A 26,278-nucleotide genomic window follows, 5' to 3' on the forward strand; every position below is an offset into this window, starting at 1 on the left:
TCGGTAAGGCTTGCCTGCATAGGCGAGAATGGTTGTCGTGAGCGAGCTGATCGATACCACCGAGATGTACTTGCGGACCATCTACGAACTGGAAGAAGAGGGCATCCTGCCCCTGCGCGCGCGGATCGCCGAGCGCCTGCACCAGTCGGGCCCGACGGTCAGCCAGACGGTGGCGCGGATGGAGCGCGACGGGCTCGTCACGGTCGAGGGCGACCGGCACCTCGAGCTCACCGAGGTCGGCCGGATGCAGGCCACCCGGGTGATGCGCAAGCACCGGCTGGCCGAGCGGCTGCTGGTCGACGTGATCGGCCTGGAGTGGGAGGACGTGCACGCGGAGGCCTGCCGCTGGGAGCACGTGATGAGCGACGCGGTCGAGCTGCGGCTGCTGAAGATCCTCGACAACCCGACCGAGTCGCCGTACGGCAACCCGATCCCCGGGCTGGAGGAGCTGCAGAAGGACGTCCAGGCGACAGCGATCGGCGAGTTCCGCAGTGGCGTCGAGCCGCTGGACAAGGTGCTCGACCAGTCCACCGGGAGCGCGGTCCGGGTGCTGGTGCGGCGGATCGCCGAGCCGGTGCAGACCGACGACTTCGCGATGTCGGTGCTCCGCCGGGCCGGCGCGTTGCCGGGCCGCGAGGTCGACTCGATGCTGGACGCCGAGGGTGTGCTGCTCGGCAGCCGCGACGCCGGCGGTGTGATCAGCGACGAGACCGCGGGCCACATCTTCGTCAGCCTGGTCTGATCCCGGCGGGTCGTCAGACCCGCGTCAAGAAATCGGCCACGGTGAGCGCTCGATGCGGTACCCGCTGTGGTCACGAGGTAACGTCTGTCCGCGATGTCACAGAACCAGATCGACTGGCCGGGATACCTGCGCGAGTTCCACACCGCCACCCCGGGCAGCACGGAAGCCCTGCTGTCCCGAGCGGTGGCGGGCGACCACACGCCCTACCGCTGGCTCGTCCGTGCCGTGTCCGGGGAGTCCAAGCGGGTGCTCGACCTTGCGTGCGGCAACGGACCGGTCGCCCGGGAGCTGTACGGGCGGTGGGTCGTGGGCGTCGACAGCAACGCGGTCCAGCTGGCCGGGGCTCCCGGTCCGAAGGTGCAGGCCGACGCGTTGCACCTCCCGTTCGCGAACGAGGCCTTCGACGTCGTCACCTGCTCGATGGGCCTGATGGTCCTGCAGCCGCTGCCCGACGTACTGGCTGAGGCGGCGCGGGTGCTGCGGCGCGGTGGGGTGCTCGCCGCGACCATCCCGGCGGTGCGCCCGCTGCGCCGCGGCGACCTGCGGACGCTGACCGGGCTGACGACCCGGCTGCGATCCCGGCCGCAGTTCCCGGCCGGTGGCGAGATCACCGGCCTGAAGGAGCAGTTGCGCGAGGCCGGCTTCATCGTCATGGAGAGCCAGCGCGAGCGGTACGCCTACACCGTGCACAGCCTGGACGACGCGCGCCGGCTGGTCGGTGCGCTCTACCTGCCCGCTACGTCGGACAAGCGGCGCGAGCAGGCCGCCGCCTGGCTGGCCCAGCGAGCCCGGGACCGCGACGGGCTGGAGGTCGCGATCCCGATCCGCCGGATCACCGCGATGCGCACCAAGCTGGCGCTGAGCTGATCGCCGGGCCCTGCCGCGTGGTCAGGCAACGAACAGCAGCACGCTGATCACCAACATCACCGCGGCAGTGGCAGCGTGGACGCCGTACGCGGTCGCCTTGGGGCCCTTGCTGCGCAGCACGATCAGCGCGTCACCGACCGGGATGAGGGCGGCGGCCAGCATGAACCAGGCCAGCACCTGAGGCGTCGCCACGGCGATCAGCACGAAGACGAACAGGCCCGAGGCGATGTCGCGGACCGCCTTGACGGACAGCCAGGCCTCGAAGGTCCGGTCGCTGGTCGGCGTACCGGGAATGCCGAAGCCCACCGCGGCCTGCGGAGTCCGGAGGGCGCGCGCGCCGATGACGATGATGCCTACGCCGATCAGTCCGGCGAGCGCGGTGGCGACGGTGGTGAGCATGGTGGGCGTTCCCCTCTTCGGTGGCGTCAGGCTTGATCGCTAGCGCCGCTAGATGTTGTAGCGACGATAGGCTTAGCCCCGACAGAATGTCTAGCGGTGCTAGGATCGGCTCATGTCCGCTACCGAGCGCCGCGCACGGGAACGTGCCGATCGTCATCAGCTGATCGTCAACGCCGCCCGCGAGCTCGCGGAGACCGAGGGCTGGGAGGCGGTCACGACCCGGCGACTGGCCGAACGCGTCGAGTACAGCCAGCCCGTGCTCTACAGCCACTTCAACGGCAAGGACGCCATCGTGACCGCCGTCGCCGTCGACGGCTTCGGCGAACTCGCCGAACAGCTGCGTCGCGCGCGGCATTCCGCGGCGAAGCCGAAACAGGCCCTTCGTGCCGTCTGCCGTGCCTATCTGCGGTTCGCGACCGAGCGGCCGGCCCTGTATCAGGCCATGTTCGTGCTGCCCACCGATCTGCAGTTCGCAAGTGAGCAGACGCTGCCGCAGCTGCGGGCCGGCTTCGACGAGTTCGTCAGTTGCTTCGACCCGGGCAACGAGCAACGCGAGCTGTCCGCTGAGGTCGTCTGGAGCGCGTTGCACGGGCTGGCCGTGCTGTCCGGCAGCGGGCGGATCCCGCCGGAGGACCAGGAGCAGCGGATCGATTTTCTCGTCACCCGGATGGCCGACTGACTGTACCGTTCTGCTGTGCCCGCACTGACCTGGTCCGTTCGCTCGGTCGACCACGCGCTGGGTGGCGAGTCGGTCTACCGCGAGCTGTTCGCCGCCGAACCGGTCGCTTTCTGGCTCGACGGCAGCCTCACCGACCGGTCGCCGCGCCGGATCTCCGTGCTCGGCACGAGCGCCGGTCCGGACGCCGAAGTGATCGTCCGCGACGCGGCCGACGGGGATGTGTTCGCCGAGCTCCAGGGGTTGCTCGCCGCCCGGCGTACCGACGTACCGGCTGAGCTGGGCGATCTGTTCAGCGGTGGGTACGTCGGCTATTTCGGGTACGAGCTCAAGGCGCAGACCGGTGGCGTGGCGGCGTACGAAGCGCGGACTCCGGACGCGTTGTGGATCTGGGCCAACCGGTTCGTCGTGATCGACCACGACCGCGACCGCACGTTCGTGGTCGCCGTGCACGCAGCCGACGACCGCGACGCGCCGGCCTGGCTCGACCGGGCGCAGAACGCGGCGGCGTCGTGGTTCATGGGCTGGGTCGATCCGCCGGCGATCGCGCTGCTGGACGTCGAGCAGCACCTCGAGCAGGACCGCGCGACGTACCTGGCCGGGATCGACGCCTGCCGGCTCGCGCTCGAGGCCGGCGACACTTACGAGGTCTGCCTGACCAACCGGGTCCGCCTGCCACCGGTCCCCGACCCGCTCGACTTCTACCTGTGGCAGCGCGCGACCAACCCGGCGCCGTACTCGGCCTTCCTCCGGTACGGCGAACTCGCGATCGCCAGCTCGTCGCCGGAGCGGTTCCTCGCGGTCGACGGCGACGGCTGGGCCGAGTGCCGCCCGATCAAGGGGACCGCGCCGCGCTCGGCGGACCCGGACCAGGACCAGCTGGTCGCGAAGGCGCTGGCCGAGGACGAGAAGACCCGGGCCGAGAACCTGATGATCGTCGACCTGATCCGCAACGACCTCGGCCGGGTCAGCGAACCCGGCACGGTCCAGGTCCCGCAGCTGATGGTTGTCGAGAGCTACCGAACCGTGCACCAGCTGGTCACCACGGTGCGCGGCAAACTGCGCGAGGGTGTCGACGCGGTCGCCGCGGTCCGGGCCTGCTTCCCGCCGGGATCGATGACCGGGGCACCGAAAATCCGCACGATGGAGATTCTCGACTCGTTGGAGTCGAGTGCGCGTGGGGTGTACTCCGGCGCGCTCGGCTACCTGACCGTCGATGGGCGCGCGGATCTGAGCGTGGTGATCCGGACCGCCGTGCTGACTCCGCACGAGACCGTGATCGGGGCGGGTGGAGCGATCGTGCTCGACTCGGATCCGGTCGCGGAGTACGACGAGATGGTGCTGAAAGCCGCTGCAACGCTGGGAAGGGCGGGGTGAACTCCGTGCTGGTCGCCGATTCGTTTCTCGTGCACAACGGGCAGGTCCGGGGGCTGGACCTGCACCGGCAGCGGTTCGCTTCGTCGTGCGCGGCGCTGGGGGAGCCGGGCGCGGGCAAGTACTTCGACGACCAGGTCCGCCGCCTGCCCGGTTTCGGCCGGTGGTTCCCCCGCTTCGAGTTCGGCGACGGCCTGTCGGTTCAGTTGCGTCCGGCACCGACCCAGGGTGGTCGGGTCCGGATCGCCGTGCACAGCGGCGACGATCCGCGGACCCAGCCACGCGTCAAAGGCCCGGACCTGGAAGCCCTCGGCGCGCTGAAAGCCGAGGCGGCCGCCGACTGCGGCGCCGACGAGGTCCTGCTGATGGATGCCGACGGCATCGCCGTCGAAGCGGCGTACTCGGCCCTGGCGTGGTGGGAGGGTGACGTCCTGCACTTCCCGCCGTCCGACCGGGCGTTCCTCCCGTCGGTCACCGCCGCCCTCGTCCGCGACCTGGCCGGCACCCGAGGCGTCCAGGTCGCCGAAGCCGCCCGCCGCCCCGAGGAACTCGCCGAGGTCGACGAGGTCTGGCTGCTCAACGCCCTGCACGGCATCCGCCCGGTCCACGCTTGGCACGACGGCCCGATCGACCCGCTGCCGGGGTCGGCTTCTGCCGACTGGCAGCGGGCACTGCAGGGCTTGGCCCGCCCGATCAGCTGAATGCCTCCCTCTCGGTCACCGGGGAAACCGTCTTCAAAAAGTGATATCACTATGCTACCTTCGAGCTATAAGAACTCTCGAAGGGGTGTGCAGCGATGAGCGCTGAGGTCGACGTGATGGTGGAAATGCCCAAGCCCAAGGTGACCGAGCGGCCGGCGCGGGATCTCAACGGGTGGCCGATGGCCGGACTGGCGCTGGTGCTGCTGGCGGCTGCCGTGGTCCTGTTCGGGCTGGCCATCTCGCGCGAGCGGCCGGCGATGGGGGCCGCCGCGGTGGCCGTCTTGCTGGTCGCCCTGATCGTGGCCGCCGGCCTCACTCCGGTCTCGCCGGGGCGGGCGCGCGTGCTGCAGATCCTCGGCCGGTACGCCGGGACGATCCGCACCGACGGGCTGCGCTGGGTGAATCCGATCTCGGTGCGCCAGCCGGTCTCCACCCGGATCCGCAACCACGAGACCACGGTCGCCAAGGTGAACGATGCCGACGGCAACCCGATCGAGATCGCCGCGGTGGTGGTCTGGCAGGTCGAGGACACCGCGCAGGCGTTGTTCGAGGTGGACGACTTCGTGGAGTTCGTCGCGATCCAGACCGAGACCGCGGTCCGGCACATCGCCAACTCCTACCCCTACGACGTGCACACCGACGAAGGTGGCCTGTCGCTGCGGGACAGCACCGACGAGATCACCGAGACGTTGTCGGCCGAGATCGGCGTCCGGGTACAGGCCGCCGGCGTGCACGTGATCGAGTCGCGGATCACCCATCTGGCCTACGCGCCGGAGATCGCTCAGGCGATGCTGCGCCGCCAGCAGGCCGGTGCCGTCGTCGCGGCCCGGCAGCGGATCGTCGAGGGCGCGGTCGGCATGGTCGAGCTGGCGCTGGACCGGCTGTCGGAGAACAACGTGGTCGACCTCGACGAGGAGCGCAAGGCGACCATGGTCAGCAATCTGCTGGTGGTGCTGTGCGGCGACCGCGACGCGCAGCCGGTCGTGAACACCGGCTCGCTCTACCAGTAAGGACACGGGGCCGATGCCCACCGAACGCAAGAAGATCCTGCTCCGGCTGGATCCCGTGGTGCACGACGCGCTGGCTCGTTGGGCCTCCGACGAGCTGCGCAGCACCAACGCACAGATCGAGTTCCTGCTCCGGCGCGCCCTCGCCGATGCCGGCCGGCTGCCTGGTGAGGTCGGCAAGATGCGCCGCCCCGGCCGCCCCCGCAAGGAGGAGACATGAACGCCCGCCTCGACCGCCGTCCCGGTACGCCGGGCCGCGGCGCCGCTCGCCCCGGCACTCCCGGCGCCGGCCCCGATCGCCCTCGCCAAGTTGTTGCTTCTAGCAAGGGAGTCGTACCGCCCGGTCTCCCGGAACGCCTTTATCTGCTGGCTTTCGACCCATCTACCGGCAAGGTCGCCAATCGTTCCCGTCTCGGTCTGTTGCTCAACGCGGCGGCACTGACCGACCTCCACCTGGCCGGTCTGCTGACCGACGAGGACGGCCGGGTCGTCGCCGTCGCCGTCGCCGGCCCCGCCGGCTCGCCGATCGCCGAGCACCTGCTCGCCGAGATCCAGGCCGGCGGCCGCAAGCGCTGGAAGCGCTGGATCGAACGCCGTGCCCGCCACGCCGTCCCGCGGGTCCGCGACGAACTCGAGCGCAATCACCTGATCAAGGTCGAGTCCTACCGAAGGTTCGGCATTCTCCCGGCCGAGCGGATCACCCTCCGCCAGCCGCTCGTACGCCGTCAACTGCTGCAGGCGGCCACCGACACCCTTCGCCCCGCCCGGCTCGTCACCCGGGTCGACCTGCGCGACGCCGCCCTCGTCGTCCTGGCGGCGACCGGGGAGCTCAAGCCGGTGCTGTCCAAGGAGCAGCGCAAGCAGCACAAGGAGCGGCTCGCCCAGCTGGCGGTCCGGATCGGGCCGGTCGTTCCGGCGCTGCGCAAGGCGATCCAGGCGCAGAACGCGGCGCACTCCGGCGGCGCTTGAGGCTCGGCAGTTGACGCCAGGGGGTTCGTTGGTGCTACGGTTCATTGGTCAAGTAACGAACCTAAGAACCTCAGAGGGTTCACCGGTACCCTGACGACCGGTCAGGCCGAGACGAGAGAGGGACCACGATGTTCGACGATCGCAGTCCCATCTATCTCCAGATCGCGGACCAGATCAAGAACGACATCGTCACGGGTGCCCTCGCCGAGGACGAGCAGGTCATGTCGACGAACCAGTACGCCGCGTTCTACCGGATCAATCCGGCGACCGCGGCCAAGGGCTTCGCCCAGCTGGTCGACGAGGGCGTGCTCTACAAAAAGCGCGGGATCGGGATGTTCGTCAGCCCGAACGCCCGCGAGTTGCTGCGCGGCGGCCGCCGGGACGCGTTTTTCGCCGACGTGGTCGACCCGATGATCGCCGAGGCGCGTGCGGTCGGCGTCCCGTTGTCCGAGGTGGTCCGGTACATCCAGAAGGAGGAACAGTGAACGCGCTGGAAGTGCGGGCCGAGAACCTCACCGTCCGGTTCGGCGGAGTCCCCGCCGTGGACGGGCTGGACCTGCGGCTCGCGCCGGGCAAGATCCACGGCCTGCTCGGCCGCAACGGATCCGGCAAGAGCACGCTGGCCGCGCTGCTGGCCGGGTTCCGCAAGCCCGACGAGGGTCAGGTGCTGCTCAGCGGCGGCGACCTGGGCGCGCCGCGTTCGCCGTACGAGGACGCGGTGGTGACCAGCCGGATCTGCCTGATCCGGGAGTCGGGCGACCTGTACGACCAGGTGCCGGTCAAGCACGTCCTCGGGTACGCCGCGAGCCTGCGGCCGTACTGGGACCACGACCTGGCCGGTGAGCTGCTGGACAAGTTCGAGGTGCCGATCGGCAAGAAGGTGCAGAAGCTGTCCCGCGGCAAGCGGTCCGCGCTGGGCGTCGTGCTCGGCCTGGCCAGCCGGGCGCCGCTGACCATCTTCGACGAAACCTACCTCGGCATGGACGTGCCGTCCCGGGAGCTGTTCTACGACGTTCTGCTGGCCGACTACGCCGAGGTCCCGCGGACGATCCTGCTGTCCACCCATCTGGTCAGCGAGGTCAGCGCGCTGCTCGAGGAGGTCGTGATCCTCGATCGCGGCCGGCTCGTCACCCAGGCGCCGGTCGACACGCTGCGCGGCCGTGGAGCATCGCTGGTCGGCCCGGCGGCGGTGGTCGACGAGCTGACCGCCGGCCTCGCCGTACTGGCTGAACAGCGGCTGGGTGGGACCAAGTCGGTCACTGTGCTCGGTGACCTCGACGAGGCCCTGCTGGCCAAGGCTCGCTCTGCCGGACTGGAAGTCGGCCAGGTCGGCCTGCAGGACCTGTTCGTCCACCTGACCGCACCGGTTCCGTCGAAGGAGGCAAGGCGATGACCACCACCAGCCCCGCCGCGACCCTGCCGAACGGGGTCACCTCCGGACAGCGCCTGCGCCGGGTACTGCGGGCGATGCGGATCGGGATGACGCCGATGCTCGGCGGCTACTGGGTGATCATGGTGCTGGGGTTCCTGGTGGCCGGCGTGGTCATCCAGTTCGCCAGCGACGGCGACAACCACTCGATCTGGGACTACGGCACACAGTCGCCGAAGTACTTCTCACTGGCGGTCGGCATCACGATCGGCCCGGCGTTCTTCACGTCGATGATCTCGCTCGGCATCACCCGGCGGATGTTCTCGGTGGCGGCGAGCGTCTTCCTGGTCGCCGCCGCGGCCGGTACGGCGCTGCTGTGGGTGCTGGTCTACCAGATCGAGCACGTCATCTACGCCTGGCAGGGCTGGACGCAGGCCTTCGCCAATCCGCATCTGTTCACCAGCACGTCGCAGGTCGGGCTGATCTTCGCCGAGTTCTTCCTGCTGGTCATGTCGCACGAGGTTGCCGGCTGGCTGACCGGCCTCGCCTTCATGCGGTTCGGTGTCTGGAAAGGGCTCCTGCTGCTGCCGGTGACGTTGCTGCCGGCCGCCGCCGCGGAGTTCCTGCTGGTCGCGCAGTGGCTCGCCGAGGCGATCGCGAACACCGGCTACCACCGCCCGGCACTGGCCGTCGCGGTCCCCGGAGTGCTGGCGGTCAGCGTTCTGGGCCTGTACTCCGGCTACCTGATGATCCGCTCGTTCGGCGTCCGGCCGACCAAGGGCTGATCCCTCCACCCCTTCGTTCTTCACCTTCACCTGCACCGAGGAAGGCTTCGCCATGCCCGAAAACACCGCCGCGGAGGACTTGGTCGTCGTCCGCAACCTCCGCAAGACCTACGGCGCGACGGTCGCCGTCGACGACGTGTCGCTGTCCGTCCGCTCCGGCGAGATCTTCGGCGTCCTCGGCCCGAACGGCGCCGGCAAGACCACCACGGTCGAGTCGATCGCCGGGTTGCGCACTCCCGACAGCGGCACGGTGCGCGTGGCCGGCCTGGACCCGCACACCCACCGCGGCGAGATCACCGCGCTGATCGGGGTGCAGCTGCAGGCCAGTGAACTGCCGGACAAGATCAAGGCCCGGGAAGCGCTCCAGCTGTACGCGTCGTTCTACCCGGAGCCGCGCGATCCGGCCGAGCTGCTGGAGCTGCTCGGCCTGACCAAGGTGCAGGACACGCCGTTCGCCAAGCTGTCCGGCGGGCAGAAGCAGCGGCTCTCGATCGCGCTGGCGCTGGTCGGCAACCCGAGGATCGCGATTCTCGACGAGCTCACCACCGGCCTGGACCCGCAGGCCCGGCGCGACACCTGGGAGCTGGTCCGCACGATCCGCGACACCGGCGTGACGATCATCCTGGTCACCCACTTCATGGAGGAGGCCGAGAACCTCTGCGACCGGATCGCGATCATCGACGGCGGTCGCGTGGTCGCGCTGGACACCCCGGCCGGCCTGGTCGATGCGGCCCGGTCCGAGCAGCGGATCACCTTCCGGCTGTCCGGGGCGCTGGCCGACGAGACCGTGCTGACCTCGCTGGCGGCGGTCAGCACGGTCAGCACCGACAACGGCCGATTCGTTGTCACCGGCAACGATGACGTCCTGGTCGCCGTCGTCACCACGCTGGCCGCGCACGGCCTGACGCCGATCGACCTGCACACCGAACAGACCACCCTGGACGACGCCTTCCTGCTGCTCGCGGGCCGGAACTTCGAAGGAGCGAACTGATGAGCCAGACGCTGAGCCTGACCCGGATCGAGAGCAAGCTGTTCGTCCGGGACTGGACCGGACTGTTCTTCGTCTTCGTGCTGCCGCTCGGGCTGCTGACCATCTTCTCGCTGATCGGTGGCGACAACCCGAATCCGGACGACGGCATCCCGCCGAGCTTCCTGCCCACGATGGCGATCGGCATCGGCATCGCGCTGCTCGGCATGGCGACGCTGCCGATGATCCTGGCCGGCTACCGGGAGAAGGGCGTGCTGCGGCGGCTGTCGACCACGCCGGTCAAGCCGGTCAAACTGCTGGTCGCCCAGCTCCTGCTGCACCTCGTTGCCGCCGCGCTGGTGATCGGTGTGATCCTCGGTGCCGGGGCGCTGTTCTTCGACGCCGCGCTGCCCAGCGCGCCGCTGCCCTTCGTCGTCGCAGCGGCGCTGTACTCGATCGCTCTGTTGAGCATCGGACTGTTGATCGCCGCACTGGTCTCCACCGCCAAGGCGGCCAGCGTGGTCGGCAACATCCTGCTCTTCCCGAGCATGTTCTTCGCCGGCGTCTGGACGCCGGGCGACGTGATGCCGGAGTCGATCCGCTGGCTGCGCGACGTCACCCCGATGGGCGCGGGCATGACCAGCATGCAGGACGCCTGGTCGGGTCAGTGGCCCGGCACCGTCAGCCTGATCGCGCTCGTCGTCGCGATCGCCGGCTGCCTCGCGGTGGCGGCCCGGTTCTTCCGCTGAGAGTGACGGTTATGCACAGGGGGTGTGCATAACCACGACGGTTCCTGTGGACGGGCGGGCACTCACTGTGGACGACACGCGGTCATTGGTGAAATGGCAGCAACCGCCCGCCGGAAAGGGTTGTGCGGCACGGGTCCGCGGCGGTAGAAAGGGCGGCACGCCGTTCCATTCGGTACGGCGGGTCGAACGGAAACCGAGGCCCCTTGCGGTGGGGATCCCCACCGAGGTAGACCGGTGACGGGGTCTGCCGGACTCCACGGATCCGCTTCGGGAAGCTGGAGACGTCACCTTCCTTCAGCTCTGCTGGGCCCCTCCGACTCATACTCTGAGGGGCCCAGCTTCACGTCCGCTTGCTACCGCAGGGTGATGATCACGCTGCTCGACGAACCACGGGCGGCCACCCGGACCTCGGTGCCACGACTTGTCGTCACCAGCTCGTACGCCGTACGGCGGCCGTCCAGCCAGACCCCGGCGACCTTGGCGCCGGTCGGCAGCACCGCGCCGACCGTGACGTCCGCGTGCAGGCCCCGGGTCTTCACGTCGGTCCGTAACTCCTTGCCTGCAAGGCGTGCGGACACGTCAACCGATCCCCGGCCGATCCGGATGTTGCTTCCGGCCACCTTCTGCTGTCCACCGGGAAGCTGCGGGACAACGGCGAGCCGGTCCCGGCCCAGGTCGGGGTCGACGCCGAGCTGCTGGTGCACGACCGGCCACAGCACGCCGTACGTGCCCCACGCCTGGAGCGACATCGAGCGGTCGGTGAACGGCCGGTCGATGTTCGCGGGGGAGTCCGGTGACGGGGCGATCTCCGGCATCGCGCCGGGGGTCTCCCAGACCTCGGGGTCGAGCTGGATCCGGGCGTTGCCGGTGGTGTAGACCTGCTGCTGGTTCCGGCCCAGTCGGCCGAAGTTGCCTTCAGCAACTGCCATGATCGAGGTGTTGAGCGAGAAGATCGCGCGCTCGCTCTTCACCGCCGACACGACGCTGTCGCAGGACGGTCCGGGGTTGCCGGCCGGGTCCGCGGTCGGGCCGGTGCCGGTGTGGAACAGGCCGAAATCGCCTGTGTAGCAAGCCTTTTCACGTTGGTCGAGGGCGATCTTCGCGTGCTCCGGCGAGGCCAGTGGGCGGTCCGGCCGGCCGGGCCTGGTGAGCATCGCCTCCATCGGCGTGACGCCGGTCCAGTGCCGCTGGAAGATCGGCTTGTTGTCGTTCGCCGGATCCGCCGGGTCGTCGATCGAGTCGGCGTACCCGAAGGCCTGCGGTACCCACCACTGGGCCTCGAACCGCTTCTCCAGGTCTTCGGCCTTCGCGGTCGCCCACTGCTGGGTCAGCCGGTCGCGTTTGGAGGCGGCCAGGTCGGCGAGGTCGCGCAGGCCACGCGCCAGGTAGACCGTGCTGTCCAGCTTCTCCGCGCCCATGCCGCTGCGTTCGACGTTGGCCAGTCCTTCGAGCCAGCCGTCGTTGTCCTGGTCCAGCTCGCGGTAGACGTAGCGCAGGTTGCGCACGCTGAAGTCGTACAGCTGGTCGCGGAACCGGTCGTCGCCGGTCCACCGCCACAGCAGTGCGACGATGCTCGGGAACTTGACCGTTTCGTCGGTGTTGCCCGCGCTCTGGTTGGAACCGAAGTAGACGTCGCCGGTCGGCATCACCTCGTGCGCGACCTTGCCGCTGCGGTGGTTGAGGATGTCGCTGATCTCCTGCAGGGACTTCAGGTGTTGCTTGGCCGTGTCGAACTGACCGGCCGCGACCGCGGCGTACGCGGTGTACTCGCCGTCGGTGGCGAACAGCCAGGGATAGTCGGGGAAGCCGGCGCCGAACCAGCGGGCGCGGTCGACGGTTCCTGCCGGGGCGGGGTAGGACTTGCCCTCGTTGACGTCCCGGATCTCCAGGTCGCGCGACTCCTGGACGGAGTCGGCGAGGTTCTGCTTGCTCCACTCGACACTCTGCTGGAGCAGGCGGTCGCCGGGCAGGTCGACGACGGACTGTCCGGCCAGGCCCGCCCTGGCCCTGATCTTTGCTTTGAGCAACCTTTCCGGATTGCTGATCGCACGACGGAATTCGCGGGTGGCGGCTGTGCTGCTGTCGTCGGAGCCGGCCACGGCGAACCACAGCGTCGTGGTCTTCCCGGCCTTCAGGTCGACGCGGTAGCTCAGTCGCCCACCGGTCCCCTTGCCGAACGCCGAGTCGTCACACCGCGCGGGCGGCGTACCGTCGGCGGGGCAGATCACGGCCGGGTCCTGCGGGCCGCGATGGTTGGCGCCAAGGGCGTGCCCGGTCGGGCGGAGCGCCGATCCGACCACGGCGGTGTAGTCGTGCGGCTCGGCGTTGGGGATGGGAGAGGTGCCGCGGTCGCGGAAGCGCAGCACTCCGCCGGCGTACGATCCGCTGTCCGGGAGGTTGGCCTGACCGGCGTTCGGGGTCGTGCCACCCCACGGGTAGGCCGGCATCAGCTCCGAGTGCGCATCGAGATCGAGCCGGACTGTTTTGTTCTGCTGGGGTTTGAAGGTCAGCCCGACGACCGTCGCCCTGAGGCCGTCCGGTACGAAGTCCGTCCGCTGCACGCCGTTGGCGTAGTCGATGCGCTGGTAGCCGTAGCCGCTGGTGTATTTCGTCGCCGCGACCTGCCTGCCCAGCCAGGCGCCGTCGACCCCGAACCACATCCCGTCCAGCAACTTGATCGGCTGGGACCAGATCCCACCCATCTCACCGCGAGTGTGCCAGCCGGTCGCGGGGTAGAGGCCGGTCTCATCGCCCATCGCGTAGGCCCGATCGCCGACCACCAGGGAGCGTCGATCGGAGAGCCGGGTGCTCTCGGAGAGTTCGCGCGTTGCGCCGGGCCGGGCACCAGGTCCGCCGGGATGCGCGCTCTGCGCGCTGCCTCGTCCGCCACTCGCGGCGTCTGTCGGGACGGCGTTGGCCTGCGCGGCTACACCCGCGAGCAGCGTCGCGGCCGCGAGCAGCCCGACGCCAGCGGTGCGGGACGTTCGATCGTGCAGCAGTCCGGCGCCCGCCGTGCGGGAGCGGCGGGGGCCGGGTGGTCCGGAGGTGGTCGGGCGGGGTGTCATGACAAGATTCCTCCTTCTCGCGGCACTCGCGCGTACCGCGTCATCAGCCGGGGGCCGAGCTGCCCCTGACGATCAGTTCGGGTTTCAGCAGGCGTTCGGTCGGCTCGTCGCCGGCCGGGCCGGTGAGGATGTTGATCAGCTCGTGGGCGATCAGGTCGATCGGCTGCCGCAGCGTGGTGAGCGCGGGGGAGACGACCGACGCGAGCGGCGAATCGTCGAAGCCGGTGAGCGCGACATCGGACCCGGCGGACAGCCCGCGCCGAGTGAGTTCGCGCAACGCCCCCAGCGCCAGTATGTCGCTCAAGGCAACGATCGCGTCGACCGGTTCGGTTGCGTCCAGCAACGACGCCGCGCCGCGCGCGCCCTCGTCGAAGGTGTCCTCGGCGCAGTGCACCGCGAGCCCGTCGGTCGGCAGCCCGAGCTCCTGGCAGGTGTCGCGCCACCCCGCCAGCCGGTCTTCGGCCAGTCCCGACGTCCGCGGCCAGCCGAGGAAGCCGATCCGCCGCCGACCGGCGTCGTACAGGTGCCGTGTCGCGGTCGCGCATCCGGCCGCACCGTCGACGTCGACGTACGGGCCGGGCTGGGTGGTTTCCTTCCAGACCCGCCCGAAGGAGACGAACGGGATCCGCTTGTCCTTCAGCCATCCGTGCCGCGGATCGTGCGTCTCGGTCTGCGACAGCACGAACCCGTCCACCAGCCGCCGCGCGTGCAGGTCGTCGTACACCGACATGCCGTCGGCGCCGGCCGGTGCCGTGAACAACAAGATGTGCCGCCCGGTCGACTCGGCCGCCGCGCACAACGCGTGCAGGAACTGGTCCATCACCAGATGGGCCTGCCCACCTTGCCAGCTCGGCACGCAGTACCCGATCAGTTCGACCGCGCTGGTACGAAGACTCCGGGCGTTACGATTGGGTCGGTAGTTGAGCAACTCGATCGACCGGGTCACCCGTTGCAAGGTGTCCGGCCGGAGTCGGTGCGGGGCGTTCAGGGCGTTCGAGACGGTCTGCACCGAGACGTCCGCGTGTGCCGCGACCTGCTTGAGCGTAGCCACCACGACCCCCTCACCGGGCACGGGTTGGAACGTTAAAAGCACCGGCAGTCTCGCCCCACGGAAGCTGCCCTGTCAACGGCTCAGGGCGCATTCACGCCGGCTCGGCGGACGTCCGATCCTCGTGCCGGGCCCGGGCGGCTTCGATGTCCGGAACGTGCTGTTCGGCCCAGGCCCGTACGGCGCGGAGCGGGACGAGCAGCGAACGTCCCAGGGGTGTCAGGGCGTATTCGACCCGCGGCGGGTTCTCGGCGTACTCGTGCCGGCTCACCAGGCCGTCGACTTCCAGGGAGCGAAGCGTCTCGGTCAAGACCTTCGGGGTGATGCCCTGGATGTGGGCCTTGAGATCGGTGAACCGGCGAGGACCGTCAGCGAGGGCGTTGACGACGAACACGGTCCACCGGGCGCCGATGCGGTGCAGCACCGTGCGGCTCGGACAGGTCGCCGCCATCACGTTGTACGCCTTGCCCATGGCTGCTCCCAGTTCCGTTGTAGATACCGGTATCAAATCCATACCGTGAGTCCGAGTCTACGAGAGGGAGTGACGCAGTGGAACGGATCCTGGTCATCGGCGGCGCGCGGGCGCTGGGAGCGGAGGTCGCGCGGCGCGCGGCGAAGGACGGGTACGAGGTGGTGATCGGCGCCCGTGATCTGGCGGCCGCCGAGGCGCTGGCGGCCGAGCTCGACGCGACGGCGGTACGGATCGATCTGCAGGACGAGACCACGATCGCCGCCGCGGCCGCAGGGCTCGCGGGCGGGATCGACCACCTCGTGACGACGGGTTCGGCGCCGCACGACGTACGGGCCGTCGCACTGGATCACGACAAGTTGATCGCAGCGTTCACGGCGAAGGTGATGGGACCGATGCTGGTCGCCAAGCATTTCGCGCCGGTGCTGCGGCCGAACGGGTCGATCGTGCTGTTCTCCGGAGTCGTCGGGTGGCGGCCCGGACCGGGCTCGCTGGTCAAGGGGGTGACCAACGGTGCGGTCGAGTACCTCGCTCGCCACCTCGCGGCGGACCTCGCCCCGGTGCGGGTCAACGCCATCTCGCCCGGGGTCGTCGACTCGGGTGCCTGGGACCGGCTGGGCGACGGCAAGGCCGGCCTGCTGAGCAAGAGTGCCGCTGGAACGCTGGTCGGACGGTACGGCGAACCGGACGACGTCGTCGACACGGTGATGTGGCTGCTGCGCGCGGGCTTCGTCTCCGGCGAGACGATCCACCTCGAGGGCGGCGCCCGCCACAAGACCGCGTGATGCGCGCCGGCCCGTCAGCTGAGGGTGGGTGGGCCGGCTCGCAGGATGCGTTCTGCTTCGGTGGTGGGGCCGGGTGCGATCCAGCGGCCCCACCACGTCGCGCCGGCTGCTGCGAAGGCGGCGGGGTCGCCGCCGCTGACCTTGATGGCGAAGTCGTCGCCGCGCTCGGACCGAAGGCTTCGGACGTCCTCGGGCAGGATCGGCAACGACGCCGTGGTCGGGCCCTTGTAGGCGCACGATCCGTCCCACCGCAGGATCCTTCGGCGTACGGCGGGGATCAGCAGGTTGCCGCCGATCCACACCGGGATGCGCGGGCGCTGCACGGGACGCGCGCTCAGCCGGACGCCGTCCAGCTGGTAGTGCTTGCCGTGATGGTGGACGGGTTCGCCGGACCACAGCGCGTCGATCACCTCGAGGCCCTCGTCGAGCATCTCGGCCAGGACGCGCGGGGAGGCCTGCGGCAGAAAGGGATCGGACGGATCCCCGATCCCCACCCCGAGCATCATCCGCCCACCCGACAGGTGATCCAGCGCGACCGCTTCGGCGGCCACCTTCCACGGATGCCGCCGGGGCAGCGGCGTCACCGTCGTACCGAGCCGGATCCGGCTGGTCGCACACGCCATCGCCGCCAGGCAAACCCACGGATCGTACGTCGGCACCGAGTCGTCGCCCTGATAGACGAGATAGTCCTCGAGAAAGACCGCGTCCCACCCGCTCGCCTCGGCGATCCGAGCGAATTCCGCCAGTCCGCGCGGATCCCGCCCTTCGCCGACCGCCCCGAACGTCACCGAGAACTTCATCCCGCGAACGTAGTCCCGTGGAGGGGCAGCACCCAGACCCCACAAGGTTCGGTACTGAAGTGGCCGGTCAAGGCCCGGATCACCCCGGAGTGGCAGACGGCGATGAATGGCTCCCGCCACGCAGTGATATCGCACGGGCCCGGGGGATGCGGTCTCCCCGGGCCCGTGACGAGTCAGGCGGCGTGGCCGCCGTCGATGGTCAGCTCGGTGCCGGTGACGTATCCCGCGGCCGGACCGGCGAGGTACACGACGGCCGCGGCCACCTCCTCGGGAGTTCCGAAGCGGTCCAGAGCCAACTGCGCGAGCTGCCCCGCGGCGTACGGACCGTCGGCGGGGTTCATCGCCGTGTCCGTCGGACCGGGCTGTACGACGTTCGACGTGATCCGGCGAGCCCCGAGGTCGCGAGCCAGGCCCTTGCTCATGCCGACCAGCGCGGACTTCGTCAACGCGTACAGGGTCATCCCGGGACCGGCGTTGCGGTTGGCAATGGTGCTGCCGAGGTGGATCAGCCGGCCGCCGTCGGACAGCCGCGTCGCCGCCGCCCGCGCCGCGACGTATGCGCCGCGCACGTTGATCGCGATCACCCGGTCGATCTCCGCCAGGTCGACGTCGGTGATCATCGCGCTGGTCCCCACGCCGGCGTTGTTGACGAAGACGTCCAGCCCACCCAGTACGCCGACCGCCTGCGCGACCGCGTCCTCGATCGCCGTCGCGTCCGAGGTATCCGCCTGGAACGCGAAACCGCGCCGCCCCTCCGCCTCGATCCGCTTCACCACGGACGCCGCGTCGTCGCCGGCCTCCCGGTAGGTGATCGCCACATCCGCCCCGGCCGTCGCCAGCGCCAGAGCTGTCGCGGCACCGATGCCGCGGCTGCCGCCGGTCACCAGCGCGAGCTTGCCTGCAAGGTCGTTCATCGTCGTCCAGCCTTCTTCCGTTGATCGGTTCGGCCTCCAGTCCACTCGTGATCACGGCCGCACGCTGGCGAGAAAGCGGCACCGGCTCCTGACGTCGTTTTTCCGCCGAACCTTGATGGCGCAAAACCGCTGGCAACTGTCCGCGCCGACGACGATGCTGGGGTTCATGTACGAATGTGTCGAGCGGTGTGTGCGGGCCGTCCAGTCCAAGGACGCGCGGTTCGACGGGTGGTTCTTCACTGCCGTGCTGACGACCAAGATCTACTGCCGGCCGAGCTGTCCGGTGGTGCCGCCGAAGGTCGAGAACATGCGGTTCTACCCGAGCGCGGCCGCGGCCCAGCAGGCCGGGTTCCGGGCCTGCAAGCGCTGCCGGCCGGACGCCAGCCCGGGCTCCCCGGAGTGGAACGACCGGGCCGACCTGGTCGCCCGCGCGATGCGCCTGATCAGCGACGGCGTGGTCGACCGCGACGGCGTACCGGGCCTCGCGACCCAGCTCGGCTACAGCGTTCGCCAGGTACAGCGGCAGCTCCAGGCCGAGCTCGGCGCCGGACCGCTCGCCCTGGCCCGGGCGCAGCGAGCCCAGACCGCGCGGATGCTGATCGAGACCAGCGACCTGCAGATGGCCGACGTCGCGTTCGCCTCCGGCTTCGCCAGCGTGCGCACGTTCAACGAGACCGTGCAGGAGGTCTTCGCCCTCTCACCAACCGAGCTTCGCAGCCGGGCGAAACGCGGCTCGCACCCCACCGCCCCCGGGACGATCTTCCTGAGACTCCCGTTCCGTGCACCGCTCACCCCCGACAATCTCTTCGGCCACCTGATCGCGACCGGCGTCCCCGGCGTCGAGGAGTGGCGTGACGGCGCCTACCGCCGCACCCTGCGTCTTCCGCACGGTCACGGCGTCGTCGCGCTCCGGCCGATGCCCGACCACATCGCCTGCCAGCTGTCGCTGACCGACCAGCGCGACCTCGCGATCGCAATCAGCCGCTGCCGCCGCATGCTCGACCTGGACGCCGACCCGATCGCCGTCGACGAGCTGCTCGCCGAGGATCCGATCCTCGCGCCGCTGATCGCCAAGGCGCCCGGCCGGCGCGTACCGCGGACGGTCGACGGCGCCGAGTTCGCCGTCCGGGCGGTGCTCGGTCAGCAGGTCTCGACGGCCGCCGCGCGGACCCACGCGAGCCGGCTCGTCCAGGCGTACGGCGAACCGATCGAGGACCCGGCCGGCGGCCTGACGCATCTGTTCCCGCGGATGGACGCGCTGGCCGAGCTCGACCCGGAGACGCTGGCCTTCCCGAAGTCCCGGCGGACGACGCTGACCACGTTGATCGCGACGCTCGCCGCCGGCGAGATCGACCTCGGCGCCGGCAGCGACTGGGACCGCGCCCGCGACCAGCTCGCCGCGCTGCCCGGTATCGGCCCGTGGACGGTGGAGTCGATCGCGATGCGCGCGCTCGGCGACCCGGACGCCTTCGTGGCCAGCGATCTGGGCATCCGGTACGCCGCCCGCGACCTCGGGTTGCCCGAGGCACCTAAACCGCTGCTCGAGCACGCCCGGGCCTGGCGGCCCTGGCGCGCCTACGCCGTGCAGTACCTGTGGGCCACCGGCGACCACGCGATCAACACGATCCCGACGGAGTGAGATGACCGAGCTGAGAACCGAGCGACTGCTGCTGCGCGAGTGGACCGAGGCCGACAAGGAGCCGTTCGCGGCGATGAACTCCGATCCGGCGGTGATGGAGCACTTCCCGGCGATGATGACCCGCGAGGAAAGCGACGCCTTCGTCGACCGTATCGGCGCCCAGCTGGCCGAGTGGGGTTTCGGCCTGTGGGCGCTGGAGGTCCGCGACACCGGCCGCTTCATCGGCTTCACCGGCCTGTCCCGGCCGAGCTTCGAGGCCCACTTCACGCCCGCGGTCGAGGTCGGCTGGCGCCTCTCGAAAGATGCTTGGGGCAACGGCTACGCCACCGAGGCGGCCCGCGCCGCGCTCGCGTACGGGTTCGGCCCGGCCGGCCTGGACGAGATCGTCTCGTTCACGGCGACCACGAACCTGCCGTCGCAGCGCGTCATGCAGCGCATCGGCATGACGCACGACGTATCCGACGACTTCGACCACCCGCGCGTGCCGGCCGGTCATCGGTTGCAGCGGCACGTCCTCTACCGCATCGCCCGCCCCTGACATGCCGTACGCAGTGATCAGCAGCCCGATCGGTGACCTCACGCTGGTCGGCTCGGACCGCGACGAACTCGTCGGCCTCTACATGGAACAGCACCGGCACCAGCCGGCCGTCGAGACCTTCGGCCCGCGCGACGACACGATCCTGCCGAAGGTGGTCCACCAGCTCACCGAGTACTTCGCCGGCGAACGCACCACCTTCGACGTCCCGCTCGCCCCGATCGGCACGCCGTTTCAGCAGGAGGTCTGGACCGCGCTCCAGGACATCCCGTACGGCACCACCACGACGTACGGCGAACTGGCGCTGGCGCTCGGCAAGCCCCTGTCCGCCTCCCGAGCCGTCGGCCTGGCCAACGGCAAGAACCCGATCAGCATCATCGTGCCCTGCCATCGCGTCGTCGGCTCCACCGGCAGCCTCACCGGCTACGGCGGCGGCTTGCCGCGCAAGCAGGCGCTGCTCGACCTCGAGCGCCGGGACGCTTTGTTCTAGGCCCAGGATTCGCTGAACAGCACTGTCCCCTCCGGCACGACGACCCGGCGGCTGAACGACTCGGGCGTACGGTCCTCCTCCGGAGCCGCGTACTCCTCGGGCGCGACGTACACCCGCGCAGCCGCCAGGAACTCCGTGCCCGGCAGTTCCAGCCAGGGCTCGCCCGCCTCGTGCAGGAGCGCGTAGACGGCCTGCTGAACGTCCTCGACCGCGACGGCGGCATCGGCGTCGGTCTCCGTCGGCCACAGCCGCCGGTGCGCCGCCCGGCCGGCCGCGAGCAACTCGCCGGGCTCGTTCACCCCGAGGTCGACCCGGGTCACCAGCGAGAGGACTTCGACCGGTACGTCGTCGGGCTCGTCCTGGTCGGCCAAGTCGTCGTCCTCGTCGTCGTCCAGCGGCATGGCCGTGGTTCCGGTGTGGTCGAAGACGGCGTCGTCCCAGTCGCGCAGGAGACCTTCGAGCGTCTCGTTCGCGGCGAACAGCCGGGCCTGCTCCGCACTGCCGCCCCGCAGTTCGAGCAGGGTCGCGACATGGTCGCGCAGCCCGGCGATCAACGCGTCGGTGCTGTGCCGGAGCACGGCGCGGCTCTCGTCGGAGAACTGGTCGATCTCTTCGATGTCGTCCATCTGCTCAGCATGCTCCCCCTCCGGCGAAGAAAGTGCTCATTGGGTGAGCACTTATCTGCGGCAGAGTGGGATCAGACGGCGACGAGAGGACGGTCGAGATGACCAGCAAGGCGGCGGTGGCGAAGGTGGACATGTCGGACGAGCTGGCGGTGCGGCTGGAGACCGTGCAGGAGTGGCGCGCGTGGCTCGAGGCCAACGGGCGGACCGAGCGGTCGGTCTGGCTGGTGGTCGGCCGGGGCGGCGGCGAGGGCGTGGACTACCTCGCTGCGGTCGAGCACGCGTTGTGCTTCGGGTGGGTGGACAGCAAGACGATCCGGCGCGACGACACCACGACGTACCAGTGCTTCACGCCGCGGAATCCGCGCAGCACCTGGAGCAAGGTGAACCGGGAGCGGGTGGCCCGGCTGACCGCCGAGGGACTGATGGCGCCGGCCGGCGTCGAGGTGGTCGAGCAGGCGAAGAAGTCGGGCACGTGGGACGTGCTTGCGGAGGCTCAGGACCTGATCGTCCCGGCCGATCTCCAGCAGGAGCTCGACCGGAACGCAGCGGCGGCCCAGCACTTCCAGGCGTTCCCCCCGTCGTCGAGGCGGCTGATCCTCGAGTGGATCGCGCTCGCCAAGCGGCCCGAGACCCGGGCCCGGCGGATCCAGCAGACGGTGGAGCTCGCTGCCGTCAACCAGCGCGCCAACCACCCGAGGTGAACGCCCACCACTCACCAACCTGCCCACAACCGCCGAACCTCACCAAGCCGCAGGCGTAACGGCAGCCGAGACCGCGGCTTGGTGAGTGGTGCACGTTCAGCTGCCGGTGTTGGCCGGGTCGTCCAGCCGCTCCTCGGCCGGGCCGCCGGCCGGTGCGGGCACCGGTGCGGCCTTCCGGCGACTCGTCAGCTTGCGCGCGACCGGCTCGGTGTAGCGGGCGGCGACCGGGCCGAGCATGACCAGGATCAGCACGTACGCCGTTGCCAACGGCCCCAATCTGGGTTCGACGCCGACCGCCAGACCGGCGATCACGATCGAGAACTCGCCGCGCGCCACCAGCGTCCCGCCGGCCCGCCAGCGACCGGCTGTCTTGATGCCCGCGCGGCGGGCGGCGTACCAGCCGGTGAGGATCTTCGTCAGGCCGGTGACGACCGCGAGTCCCAGCGCGACGCCGAGCACCGGCGGGATGTCCCGGGGGTCGGTGCTCAACCCGAAGAACACGAAGAACACCGCCGCGAACAGGTCCCGCAACGGGCTCAGCAGGTTTCGCGCACCGTGCGCGACTTCGCCCGAGAGTGCGATCCCGACCAGGAACGCTCCGACCGCGGCCGACACCTGCAGCTTCGCCGCGATGCCCGCGACCAGCAGCGTCAGCCCGAGGACGACGAGCAGCAGCATCTCCGGGTTGTCCGACGAGACCGCCCGGCTGATCAATCGTCCGTACCGCAAAGCGACGAACAGAACGATGCTGACCGTGCCCAGCGAGATCAGCAGCGTGATGCTTCCACCGGCCAGCCCGACGCCGGCCAGCAAAGCGGTCAGGATCGGCAGGTAGACCGCCATCGAGAGGTCCTCGAGCACCAGGATCCCGAGGATCACCGGTGTCTCCCGGTTGCCCAGCCGGCCCAGATCGCCGACCACCTTCGCGATCACGCCGGACGACGAGATCCAGGTGACTCCGGCCAGCGCGACGGCCGCGACCGGGCCCCAGCCGAGCATCAGCGCGACGGCCGCGCCCGGCAACGCGTTCAGAACGAAATCGACGACACCCGACAGGTACTGCGTCTTCAGCGTGGTCACCAGGTCGGAGGCGGTGTACTCCAGCCCGAGCAGTAACAGCAGCAGGATCACGCCGATCTCGGCGCCGGTGGCAACGAACTCCTCGCTCGCGTCCAGCGGCAGCAACCCGCCGTGCCCGAACGCGAGCCCGGCCAGCAGGTACAGCGGGATGGGTGAGAAGCCGAACCGGCCGGCGATCCGGCCGAGGATGCCGAGCGCCAGGATGACCGCGCCGAGCTCGATCAGCAGCATCGTCATGTCGTGCACATCAGCCTCCCGAGATCAGGTCGGCAACGGCGTCCACGCCCTCGCGGGTCCCGACCACGACGAGCGTGTCGCCGACGGTGAACCGGAAGTCCGGCGTCGGCGACGGCGTCGCGCCGGTTCGCCGCAGCACGGCCACGATCGACGCCCCGGTCCGGCTCCGGGCCTGGGTGTCGCCCAGCGTCCGGCCCGAGTACGGCGACCGGCCGGTGATCGGGATCTGCTCGGTGACCAGGTCGATCTCCAGGTCGTTGCGCAGCGGGTCGATCGGCGTCGGGATCAGCAGCTGGGCCAGTGCGGCCGCCTCGGACGGATCGAGCGGGACCGAGTTCGTGCAGTTGTCGTCGTCGTCGGGATCGTGAAAGCCCAGGAACCGCCGCCCGTCCTCGTGCACCACGATCGAGACGTGCTTGCCACCCTCGGTGGTCAGGTCGTAGCGCGTGCCGATCCCCGGCAGGGTGGTCCGGGTCGGGTGGGCGTGGTCCATCGTTTTCCTCCGGCAGGGAGATAGTCGGCTCCTGCAACCATTCTCCCGTACGGCGGAAGGCCGCGCTGTGATCTGGGCTGCACTCAGGTGCAGTGCAACCCGTTGCATAGCTAGGCTGGCGGCACCAGGAGGTGGTTCACGGTGGCGCTCGAGCACGCGTTGCTGGTCTCGCTCAGCGAGCGGGAGGGATCCGGGTACGAGCTGGCCCGGCGGTTCGACCGGTCGATCGGGTTCTTCTGGGCGGCGACGCACCAGCAGATCTACCGCGTGCTGCGGCGGATGGAAGAGGCCGGCTGGGTCACCCACACCGACATCGCCCAGGAAGGCCGGCCGGACAAGAAGGTCTACCAGGTCGCCGACACGGGCCGGGCCGAACTCACCCGCTGGCTGGCCGAGCCGATCGAACCGACCACCCTGCGCGACGAGCTGGGAGTGAAGCTGCGCGGCGCGTCGCTCGGCGACGAAGCCGCCGTCCTGCGGGAGATCGAGCGGCACCGTGACGAGCACGCGGCGCGACTGGCGGCGTACCAGGCGATCGAGCAGCGCGACTTCCCGAAGCCGGGCAAGCTGTCCGGCCGCGAACTGCACCAGTACCTCGTGCTCCGCGGCGGCATCCGCGCCGAGCAGTCGTTCACCGCGTGGTGCGACGAGGTCGTCCAGGCCCTGCGACCGGAAGGCGCCCGATGAACGACTACCCGACCCTGCTGTCCCCGCTCGACCTCGGCCACGTCACGCTGCCGAACCGGGTGATCATGGGCTCGATGCACACCGGCCTCGAGGATCGTGTGCGCGACCTTCCGAAGCTGGCGGCGTACTTCGCCGAGCGCGCCCGCGGTGGGGTCGGCCTGATCGTCACCGGCGGCTACGCCCCGAACCGGACCGGCTGGCTGACGCCGTTCGGCTCCCGGCTGTCGACCCGCCGGCAGGCCGCGCGGCACCGGATCGTGACCGATGCCGTGCACGCCGAGGGTGGCCGGATCGCGCTGCAGATCCTGCATGCGGGACGGTACTCGTACCATCCGTTCAGCGTCTCGGCGTCCGCGCTGAAGGCGCCGATCAACCCGTTTCGCCCGCGTGCCTTGTCGGATCGCGGTGTCCGGCGCCAGATCGACGCGTACGTCGAGTGCGCCGCGCTGGCCCAGGAAGCCGGCTACGACGGCGTCGAGATCATGGGGTCCGAGGGCTACTTCATCAACCAGTTCCTTGCCGAGCGCACCAATCGGCGGACCGACCGCTGGGGCGGTACGGCGGAGAACCGGCGGCGGCTGGCGGTCGAGATCGTCCGCCGGACCCGGGAGCGGGTCGGGCCGTCGTTCCTGATCATCTACCGGCTGTCGATGGTGGACCTGGTCGAGGGCGGGCAGACCTGGTCGGAGGTGGTTGCGCTGGGCCAGGAGATCGAGGCGGCCGGGGCGTCGATCATCAACACCGGGATCGGTTGGCACGAGGCGCGCGTGCCGACGATCGTGACGTCGGTGCCGCGGGCGGCGTTCACGTCGGTCACTGCTGCGTTCCGGCCGCACGTCGGAATTCCGGTGGTCACCTCCAACCGGATCAACCTGCCGCAGGTCGCCGAGGAGGTGCTGGCCCGCGGCGACGCCGACCTGGTCAGCCTGGCCCGGCCGTTCCTGGCCGATCCGGAATGGGTGCTCAAGGCAACCGATGCGCGCGCCGACGAGATCAACGTCTGCATCGCGTGCAACCAAGCCTGCCTGGATCACGTGTTCGCCAAGCGGCTGGCCAGCTGCCTGGTCAACCCGCGCGCCGCCCGCGAAACCGAACTGGTGCTGCTGCCGACCCGTCGTACGAAGAAAGTCGCGGTGGTCGGCGCCGGACCGGCCGGACTGTCGGCGGCGGTGACTGCCGCGGAACGCGGGCATTTCGTGGAACTCTTCGAAGCCGCCGACGAGATCGGCGGACAGTTCGGCATCGCGCGCCGGATCCCCGGCAAGGAGGAGTTCGCCGAGACGATCCGCTACTACCGCCGCCGGCTCGACCTGACCGGCGTCAAGCTCCACCTCGGCCGCCGCGCCACCGCCGACGACCTGACCGGCTTCGACGAGGTGATCGTCGCCACCGGCGTCGTACCGCGCATCCCGTCCATCCCCGGCATCGACCACCCCAAGGTCCTCACGTACGCCGAACTGGTCCGCGGCGAACGCCCGGCCGGCCGCTCCGTCGCGGTCATCGGCGCGGGCGGGATCGGGGTGGACGTGTCGGAGTACCTCACCACCGGCGCGTCGCCCACCCTCGACCTCCCCGCGTGGAAGGCCGAGTGGGGTGTAGGCGACCCGGTCGTCGACCGCGCCGGCCTCGTCGAACCCCACCCCGAACCCGCCGACCGCGAGGTCTACCTCCTGCAACGCAAACCCGGCAAGATCGGCGCCGGCCTCGGCAAGACCACCGGCTGGGTCCACCGCGCGGCGCTGAAGAACAAGCAGGTCACCCAACTCCGCGCGGTCAACTACGAACGCATCGACGACGAGGGCCTGCACATCACCTTCGGCCCCAAGCGCGAGAACCCGCGCACGCTGGCCGTCGACACGGTGGTCCTCTGCGCAGGCCAGGAGTCCGTCAACGACCTCGCGACCGACCTGCGCACCCGAGGCCAATCCGTCCACGTCATCGGCGGCGCCGACGTAGCCGCCGAACTGGACGCCAAACGAGCCATCGAACAAGGCACCCGGCTCGCGGCTGAACTGTAAAAGAGGAAAGACAAAGAGAGTGCTCTGGTTGCTGCGGTCTTCGAGGTCGCGGGCAGCGGTGGGCTGGGCGGAGCTTGGAGACGAGG

At 70.1% G+C, this 26,278-nt stretch carries 29 protein-coding genes; 20 read left to right on the plus strand and 9 right to left on the minus strand.

Annotated features, from left to right (window positions below):
- Window positions 1–28 precede the first annotated feature (28 nt).
- The gene (locus BWI15_RS15295; RefSeq protein ID WP_143465617.1) at window positions 29–742 is read left to right on the plus strand and encodes a metal-dependent transcriptional regulator; all 714 of its coding nucleotides are present in this window, start codon (window positions 29–31) and stop codon (window positions 740–742) included.
- 93 nt (window positions 743–835) lie between these two features.
- Window positions 836–1,609: a class I SAM-dependent methyltransferase gene (locus tag BWI15_RS15300; RefSeq protein ID WP_077015090.1), complete on the plus strand. Its 774-nt coding sequence runs from the start codon at window positions 836–838 to the stop codon at window positions 1,607–1,609.
- 21 nt (window positions 1,610–1,630) lie between these two features.
- On the opposite strand, the gene BWI15_RS15305 is transcribed toward BWI15_RS15300, so the two are convergent.
- Window positions 1,631–2,008: a DUF4267 domain-containing protein gene (locus BWI15_RS15305; RefSeq protein WP_077015091.1), complete on the minus strand. Its 378-nt coding sequence runs from the start codon at window positions 2,006–2,008 to the stop codon at window positions 1,631–1,633.
- Window positions 2,009–2,120: 112 nt separating this feature from the next.
- Between BWI15_RS15305 and BWI15_RS15310 the strand changes: the two genes are divergently transcribed.
- The 11 genes from BWI15_RS15310 (at window position 2,121) to BWI15_RS15360 (ending at window position 10,605) form a co-directional block, all read left to right on the plus strand.
- Entirely contained in the window at window positions 2,121–2,687 is a 567-nt protein-coding gene (locus tag BWI15_RS15310) for a TetR/AcrR family transcriptional regulator (protein WP_077015092.1), read from the plus strand.
- A gap of 15 nt (window positions 2,688–2,702) precedes the next feature.
- Window positions 2,703–4,061, plus strand: a complete 1,359-nt coding sequence (gene pabB, locus BWI15_RS15315; RefSeq protein WP_077015093.1) for an aminodeoxychorismate synthase component I — start codon at window positions 2,703–2,705, stop codon at window positions 4,059–4,061.
- Window positions 4,058–4,759 carry an aminotransferase class IV gene (locus BWI15_RS15320; RefSeq protein ID WP_077015094.1) on the plus strand — a complete coding sequence of 234 codons (702 nt, stop codon included), beginning with the start codon at window positions 4,058–4,060 and terminating at the stop codon, window positions 4,757–4,759. The genes pabB and BWI15_RS15320 overlap by 4 nt, the downstream gene beginning before the upstream one ends.
- A gap of 95 nt (window positions 4,760–4,854) precedes the next feature.
- Complete coding sequence (locus BWI15_RS15325) at window positions 4,855–5,769, plus strand: SPFH domain-containing protein (RefSeq protein ID WP_077015095.1); 915 nt, start codon at window positions 4,855–4,857, stop codon at window positions 5,767–5,769.
- A gap of 13 nt (window positions 5,770–5,782) precedes the next feature.
- Window positions 5,783–5,986: a hypothetical protein gene (locus BWI15_RS15330; protein WP_077015096.1), complete on the plus strand. Its 204-nt coding sequence runs from the start codon at window positions 5,783–5,785 to the stop codon at window positions 5,984–5,986.
- The gene (locus tag BWI15_RS15335; RefSeq protein WP_083750787.1) at window positions 5,983–6,735 is read left to right on the plus strand and encodes a GOLPH3/VPS74 family protein; all 753 of its coding nucleotides are present in this window, start codon (window positions 5,983–5,985) and stop codon (window positions 6,733–6,735) included. Before BWI15_RS15330 ends, BWI15_RS15335 begins: the two co-directional genes overlap by 4 nt.
- 128 nt (window positions 6,736–6,863) lie before the next feature.
- Window positions 6,864–7,220: a GntR family transcriptional regulator gene (locus tag BWI15_RS15340; RefSeq protein WP_077015097.1), complete on the plus strand. Its 357-nt coding sequence runs from the start codon at window positions 6,864–6,866 to the stop codon at window positions 7,218–7,220.
- A complete protein-coding gene (locus tag BWI15_RS15345; RefSeq protein WP_077015098.1) occupies window positions 7,217–8,128 on the plus strand; it encodes an ATP-binding cassette domain-containing protein in 912 nt (303 codons plus the stop codon). The genes BWI15_RS15340 and BWI15_RS15345 overlap by 4 nt, the downstream gene beginning before the upstream one ends.
- Entirely contained in the window at window positions 8,125–8,889 is a 765-nt protein-coding gene (locus BWI15_RS15350) for a hypothetical protein (RefSeq protein WP_077015099.1), read from the plus strand. Before BWI15_RS15345 ends, BWI15_RS15350 begins: the two co-directional genes overlap by 4 nt.
- Window positions 8,890–8,941: 52 nt before the next feature.
- Window positions 8,942–9,880, plus strand: coding sequence for an ABC transporter ATP-binding protein (locus tag BWI15_RS15355; RefSeq protein WP_077015100.1), 939 nt, complete (start codon window positions 8,942–8,944; stop codon window positions 9,878–9,880).
- Window positions 9,880–10,605: an ABC transporter permease gene (locus BWI15_RS15360; RefSeq protein ID WP_077015101.1), complete on the plus strand. Its 726-nt coding sequence runs from the start codon at window positions 9,880–9,882 to the stop codon at window positions 10,603–10,605. The genes BWI15_RS15355 and BWI15_RS15360 overlap by 1 nt, the downstream gene beginning before the upstream one ends.
- 353 nt (window positions 10,606–10,958) lie before the next feature.
- On the opposite strand, the gene BWI15_RS15365 is transcribed toward BWI15_RS15360, so the two are convergent.
- The 3 genes from BWI15_RS15365 to BWI15_RS15375 all read right to left on the minus strand — a co-directional run bounded on the left by BWI15_RS15365 (window position 10,959) and on the right by BWI15_RS15375 (window position 15,190).
- On the minus strand, window positions 10,959–13,670 hold the full coding sequence (locus BWI15_RS15365; RefSeq protein ID WP_077015102.1) for a glycogen debranching protein: 2,712 nt from the start codon (window positions 13,668–13,670) through the stop codon (window positions 10,959–10,961).
- Window positions 13,671–13,713: 43 nt separating this feature from the next.
- Window positions 13,714–14,721, minus strand: coding sequence for a LacI family DNA-binding transcriptional regulator (locus BWI15_RS15370; RefSeq protein WP_077015995.1), 1,008 nt, complete (start codon window positions 14,719–14,721; stop codon window positions 13,714–13,716).
- Between the two features lie 91 nt (window positions 14,722–14,812).
- Entirely contained in the window at window positions 14,813–15,190 is a 378-nt protein-coding gene (locus tag BWI15_RS15375) for a winged helix-turn-helix transcriptional regulator (protein ID WP_077015103.1), read from the minus strand.
- A 77-nt stretch (window positions 15,191–15,267) separates the two neighbouring features.
- On the opposite strand from BWI15_RS15375, the gene BWI15_RS15380 reads away from it, so the two are divergent.
- Window positions 15,268–15,972, plus strand: a complete 705-nt coding sequence (locus tag BWI15_RS15380; RefSeq protein WP_083750788.1) for an SDR family oxidoreductase — start codon at window positions 15,268–15,270, stop codon at window positions 15,970–15,972.
- Between the two features lie 14 nt (window positions 15,973–15,986).
- Here BWI15_RS15380 and BWI15_RS15385 read toward each other — a convergent pair whose 3' ends face one another.
- Both BWI15_RS15385 and BWI15_RS15390 read right to left on the minus strand, forming a co-directional pair.
- Window positions 15,987–16,772, minus strand: a complete 786-nt coding sequence (locus BWI15_RS15385) for an LLM class flavin-dependent oxidoreductase (protein WP_077015105.1) — start codon at window positions 16,770–16,772, stop codon at window positions 15,987–15,989.
- A gap of 173 nt (window positions 16,773–16,945) precedes the next feature.
- Entirely contained in the window at window positions 16,946–17,686 is a 741-nt protein-coding gene (locus tag BWI15_RS15390) for an SDR family NAD(P)-dependent oxidoreductase (RefSeq protein ID WP_077015106.1), read from the minus strand.
- Window positions 17,687–17,801: 115 nt separating this feature from the next.
- Here BWI15_RS15390 and BWI15_RS15395 point away from each other — a divergent pair, with 115 nt between their 5' ends.
- The 3 genes from BWI15_RS15395 to BWI15_RS15405 are packed head-to-tail and all read left to right on the plus strand — an operon-like array spanning window position 17,802 to window position 20,350.
- Window positions 17,802–19,325, plus strand: a complete 1,524-nt coding sequence (locus BWI15_RS15395) for an AlkA N-terminal domain-containing protein (RefSeq protein ID WP_330359533.1) — start codon at window positions 17,802–17,804, stop codon at window positions 19,323–19,325.
- Window position 19,326: 1 nt separating this feature from the next.
- Window positions 19,327–19,863: a GNAT family N-acetyltransferase gene (locus BWI15_RS15400; RefSeq protein WP_077015107.1), complete on the plus strand. Its 537-nt coding sequence runs from the start codon at window positions 19,327–19,329 to the stop codon at window positions 19,861–19,863.
- Between the two features lies 1 nt (window position 19,864).
- On the plus strand, window positions 19,865–20,350 hold the full coding sequence (locus tag BWI15_RS15405; RefSeq protein WP_077015108.1) for a methylated-DNA--[protein]-cysteine S-methyltransferase: 486 nt from the start codon (window positions 19,865–19,867) through the stop codon (window positions 20,348–20,350).
- Here BWI15_RS15405 and BWI15_RS15410 read toward each other — a convergent pair.
- Window positions 20,347–20,976: a hypothetical protein gene (locus BWI15_RS15410; protein ID WP_077015109.1), complete on the minus strand. Its 630-nt coding sequence runs from the start codon at window positions 20,974–20,976 to the stop codon at window positions 20,347–20,349. The two genes, BWI15_RS15405 and BWI15_RS15410, sit on opposite strands and share 4 nt — an antisense overlap.
- Window positions 20,977–21,074: 98 nt before the next feature.
- Here BWI15_RS15410 and BWI15_RS15415 point away from each other — a divergent pair, with 98 nt between their 5' ends.
- Window positions 21,075–21,677: a YdeI/OmpD-associated family protein gene (locus BWI15_RS15415; protein WP_083750789.1), complete on the plus strand. Its 603-nt coding sequence runs from the start codon at window positions 21,075–21,077 to the stop codon at window positions 21,675–21,677.
- A 96-nt stretch (window positions 21,678–21,773) separates the two neighbouring features.
- Here the strand turns inward: BWI15_RS15415 and BWI15_RS15420 are convergent, their stop codons facing one another.
- Window positions 21,774–22,994, minus strand: a complete 1,221-nt coding sequence (locus tag BWI15_RS15420; protein ID WP_237771296.1) for a cation:proton antiporter — start codon at window positions 22,992–22,994, stop codon at window positions 21,774–21,776.
- A gap of 10 nt (window positions 22,995–23,004) precedes the next feature.
- Window positions 23,005–23,487, minus strand: coding sequence for a cation:proton antiporter regulatory subunit (locus tag BWI15_RS15425; RefSeq protein ID WP_077015111.1), 483 nt, complete (start codon window positions 23,485–23,487; stop codon window positions 23,005–23,007).
- A gap of 141 nt (window positions 23,488–23,628) precedes the next feature.
- Here BWI15_RS15425 and BWI15_RS15430 point away from each other — a divergent pair, with 141 nt between their 5' ends.
- Together BWI15_RS15430 and BWI15_RS15435 are read left to right on the plus strand one after the other, a co-directional pair.
- A complete protein-coding gene (locus tag BWI15_RS15430; RefSeq protein ID WP_077015112.1) occupies window positions 23,629–24,174 on the plus strand; it encodes a PadR family transcriptional regulator in 546 nt (181 codons plus the stop codon).
- Complete coding sequence (locus BWI15_RS15435) at window positions 24,171–26,192, plus strand: NADPH-dependent 2,4-dienoyl-CoA reductase (RefSeq protein ID WP_077015113.1); 2,022 nt, start codon at window positions 24,171–24,173, stop codon at window positions 26,190–26,192. The genes BWI15_RS15430 and BWI15_RS15435 overlap by 4 nt, the downstream gene beginning before the upstream one ends.
- Window positions 26,193–26,278: the final 86 nt, after the last annotated feature.

It is taken from the genome of Kribbella sp. ALI-6-A (assembly GCF_001984195.1).
GTDB lineage: Bacteria > Actinomycetota > Actinomycetes > Propionibacteriales > Kribbellaceae > Kribbella.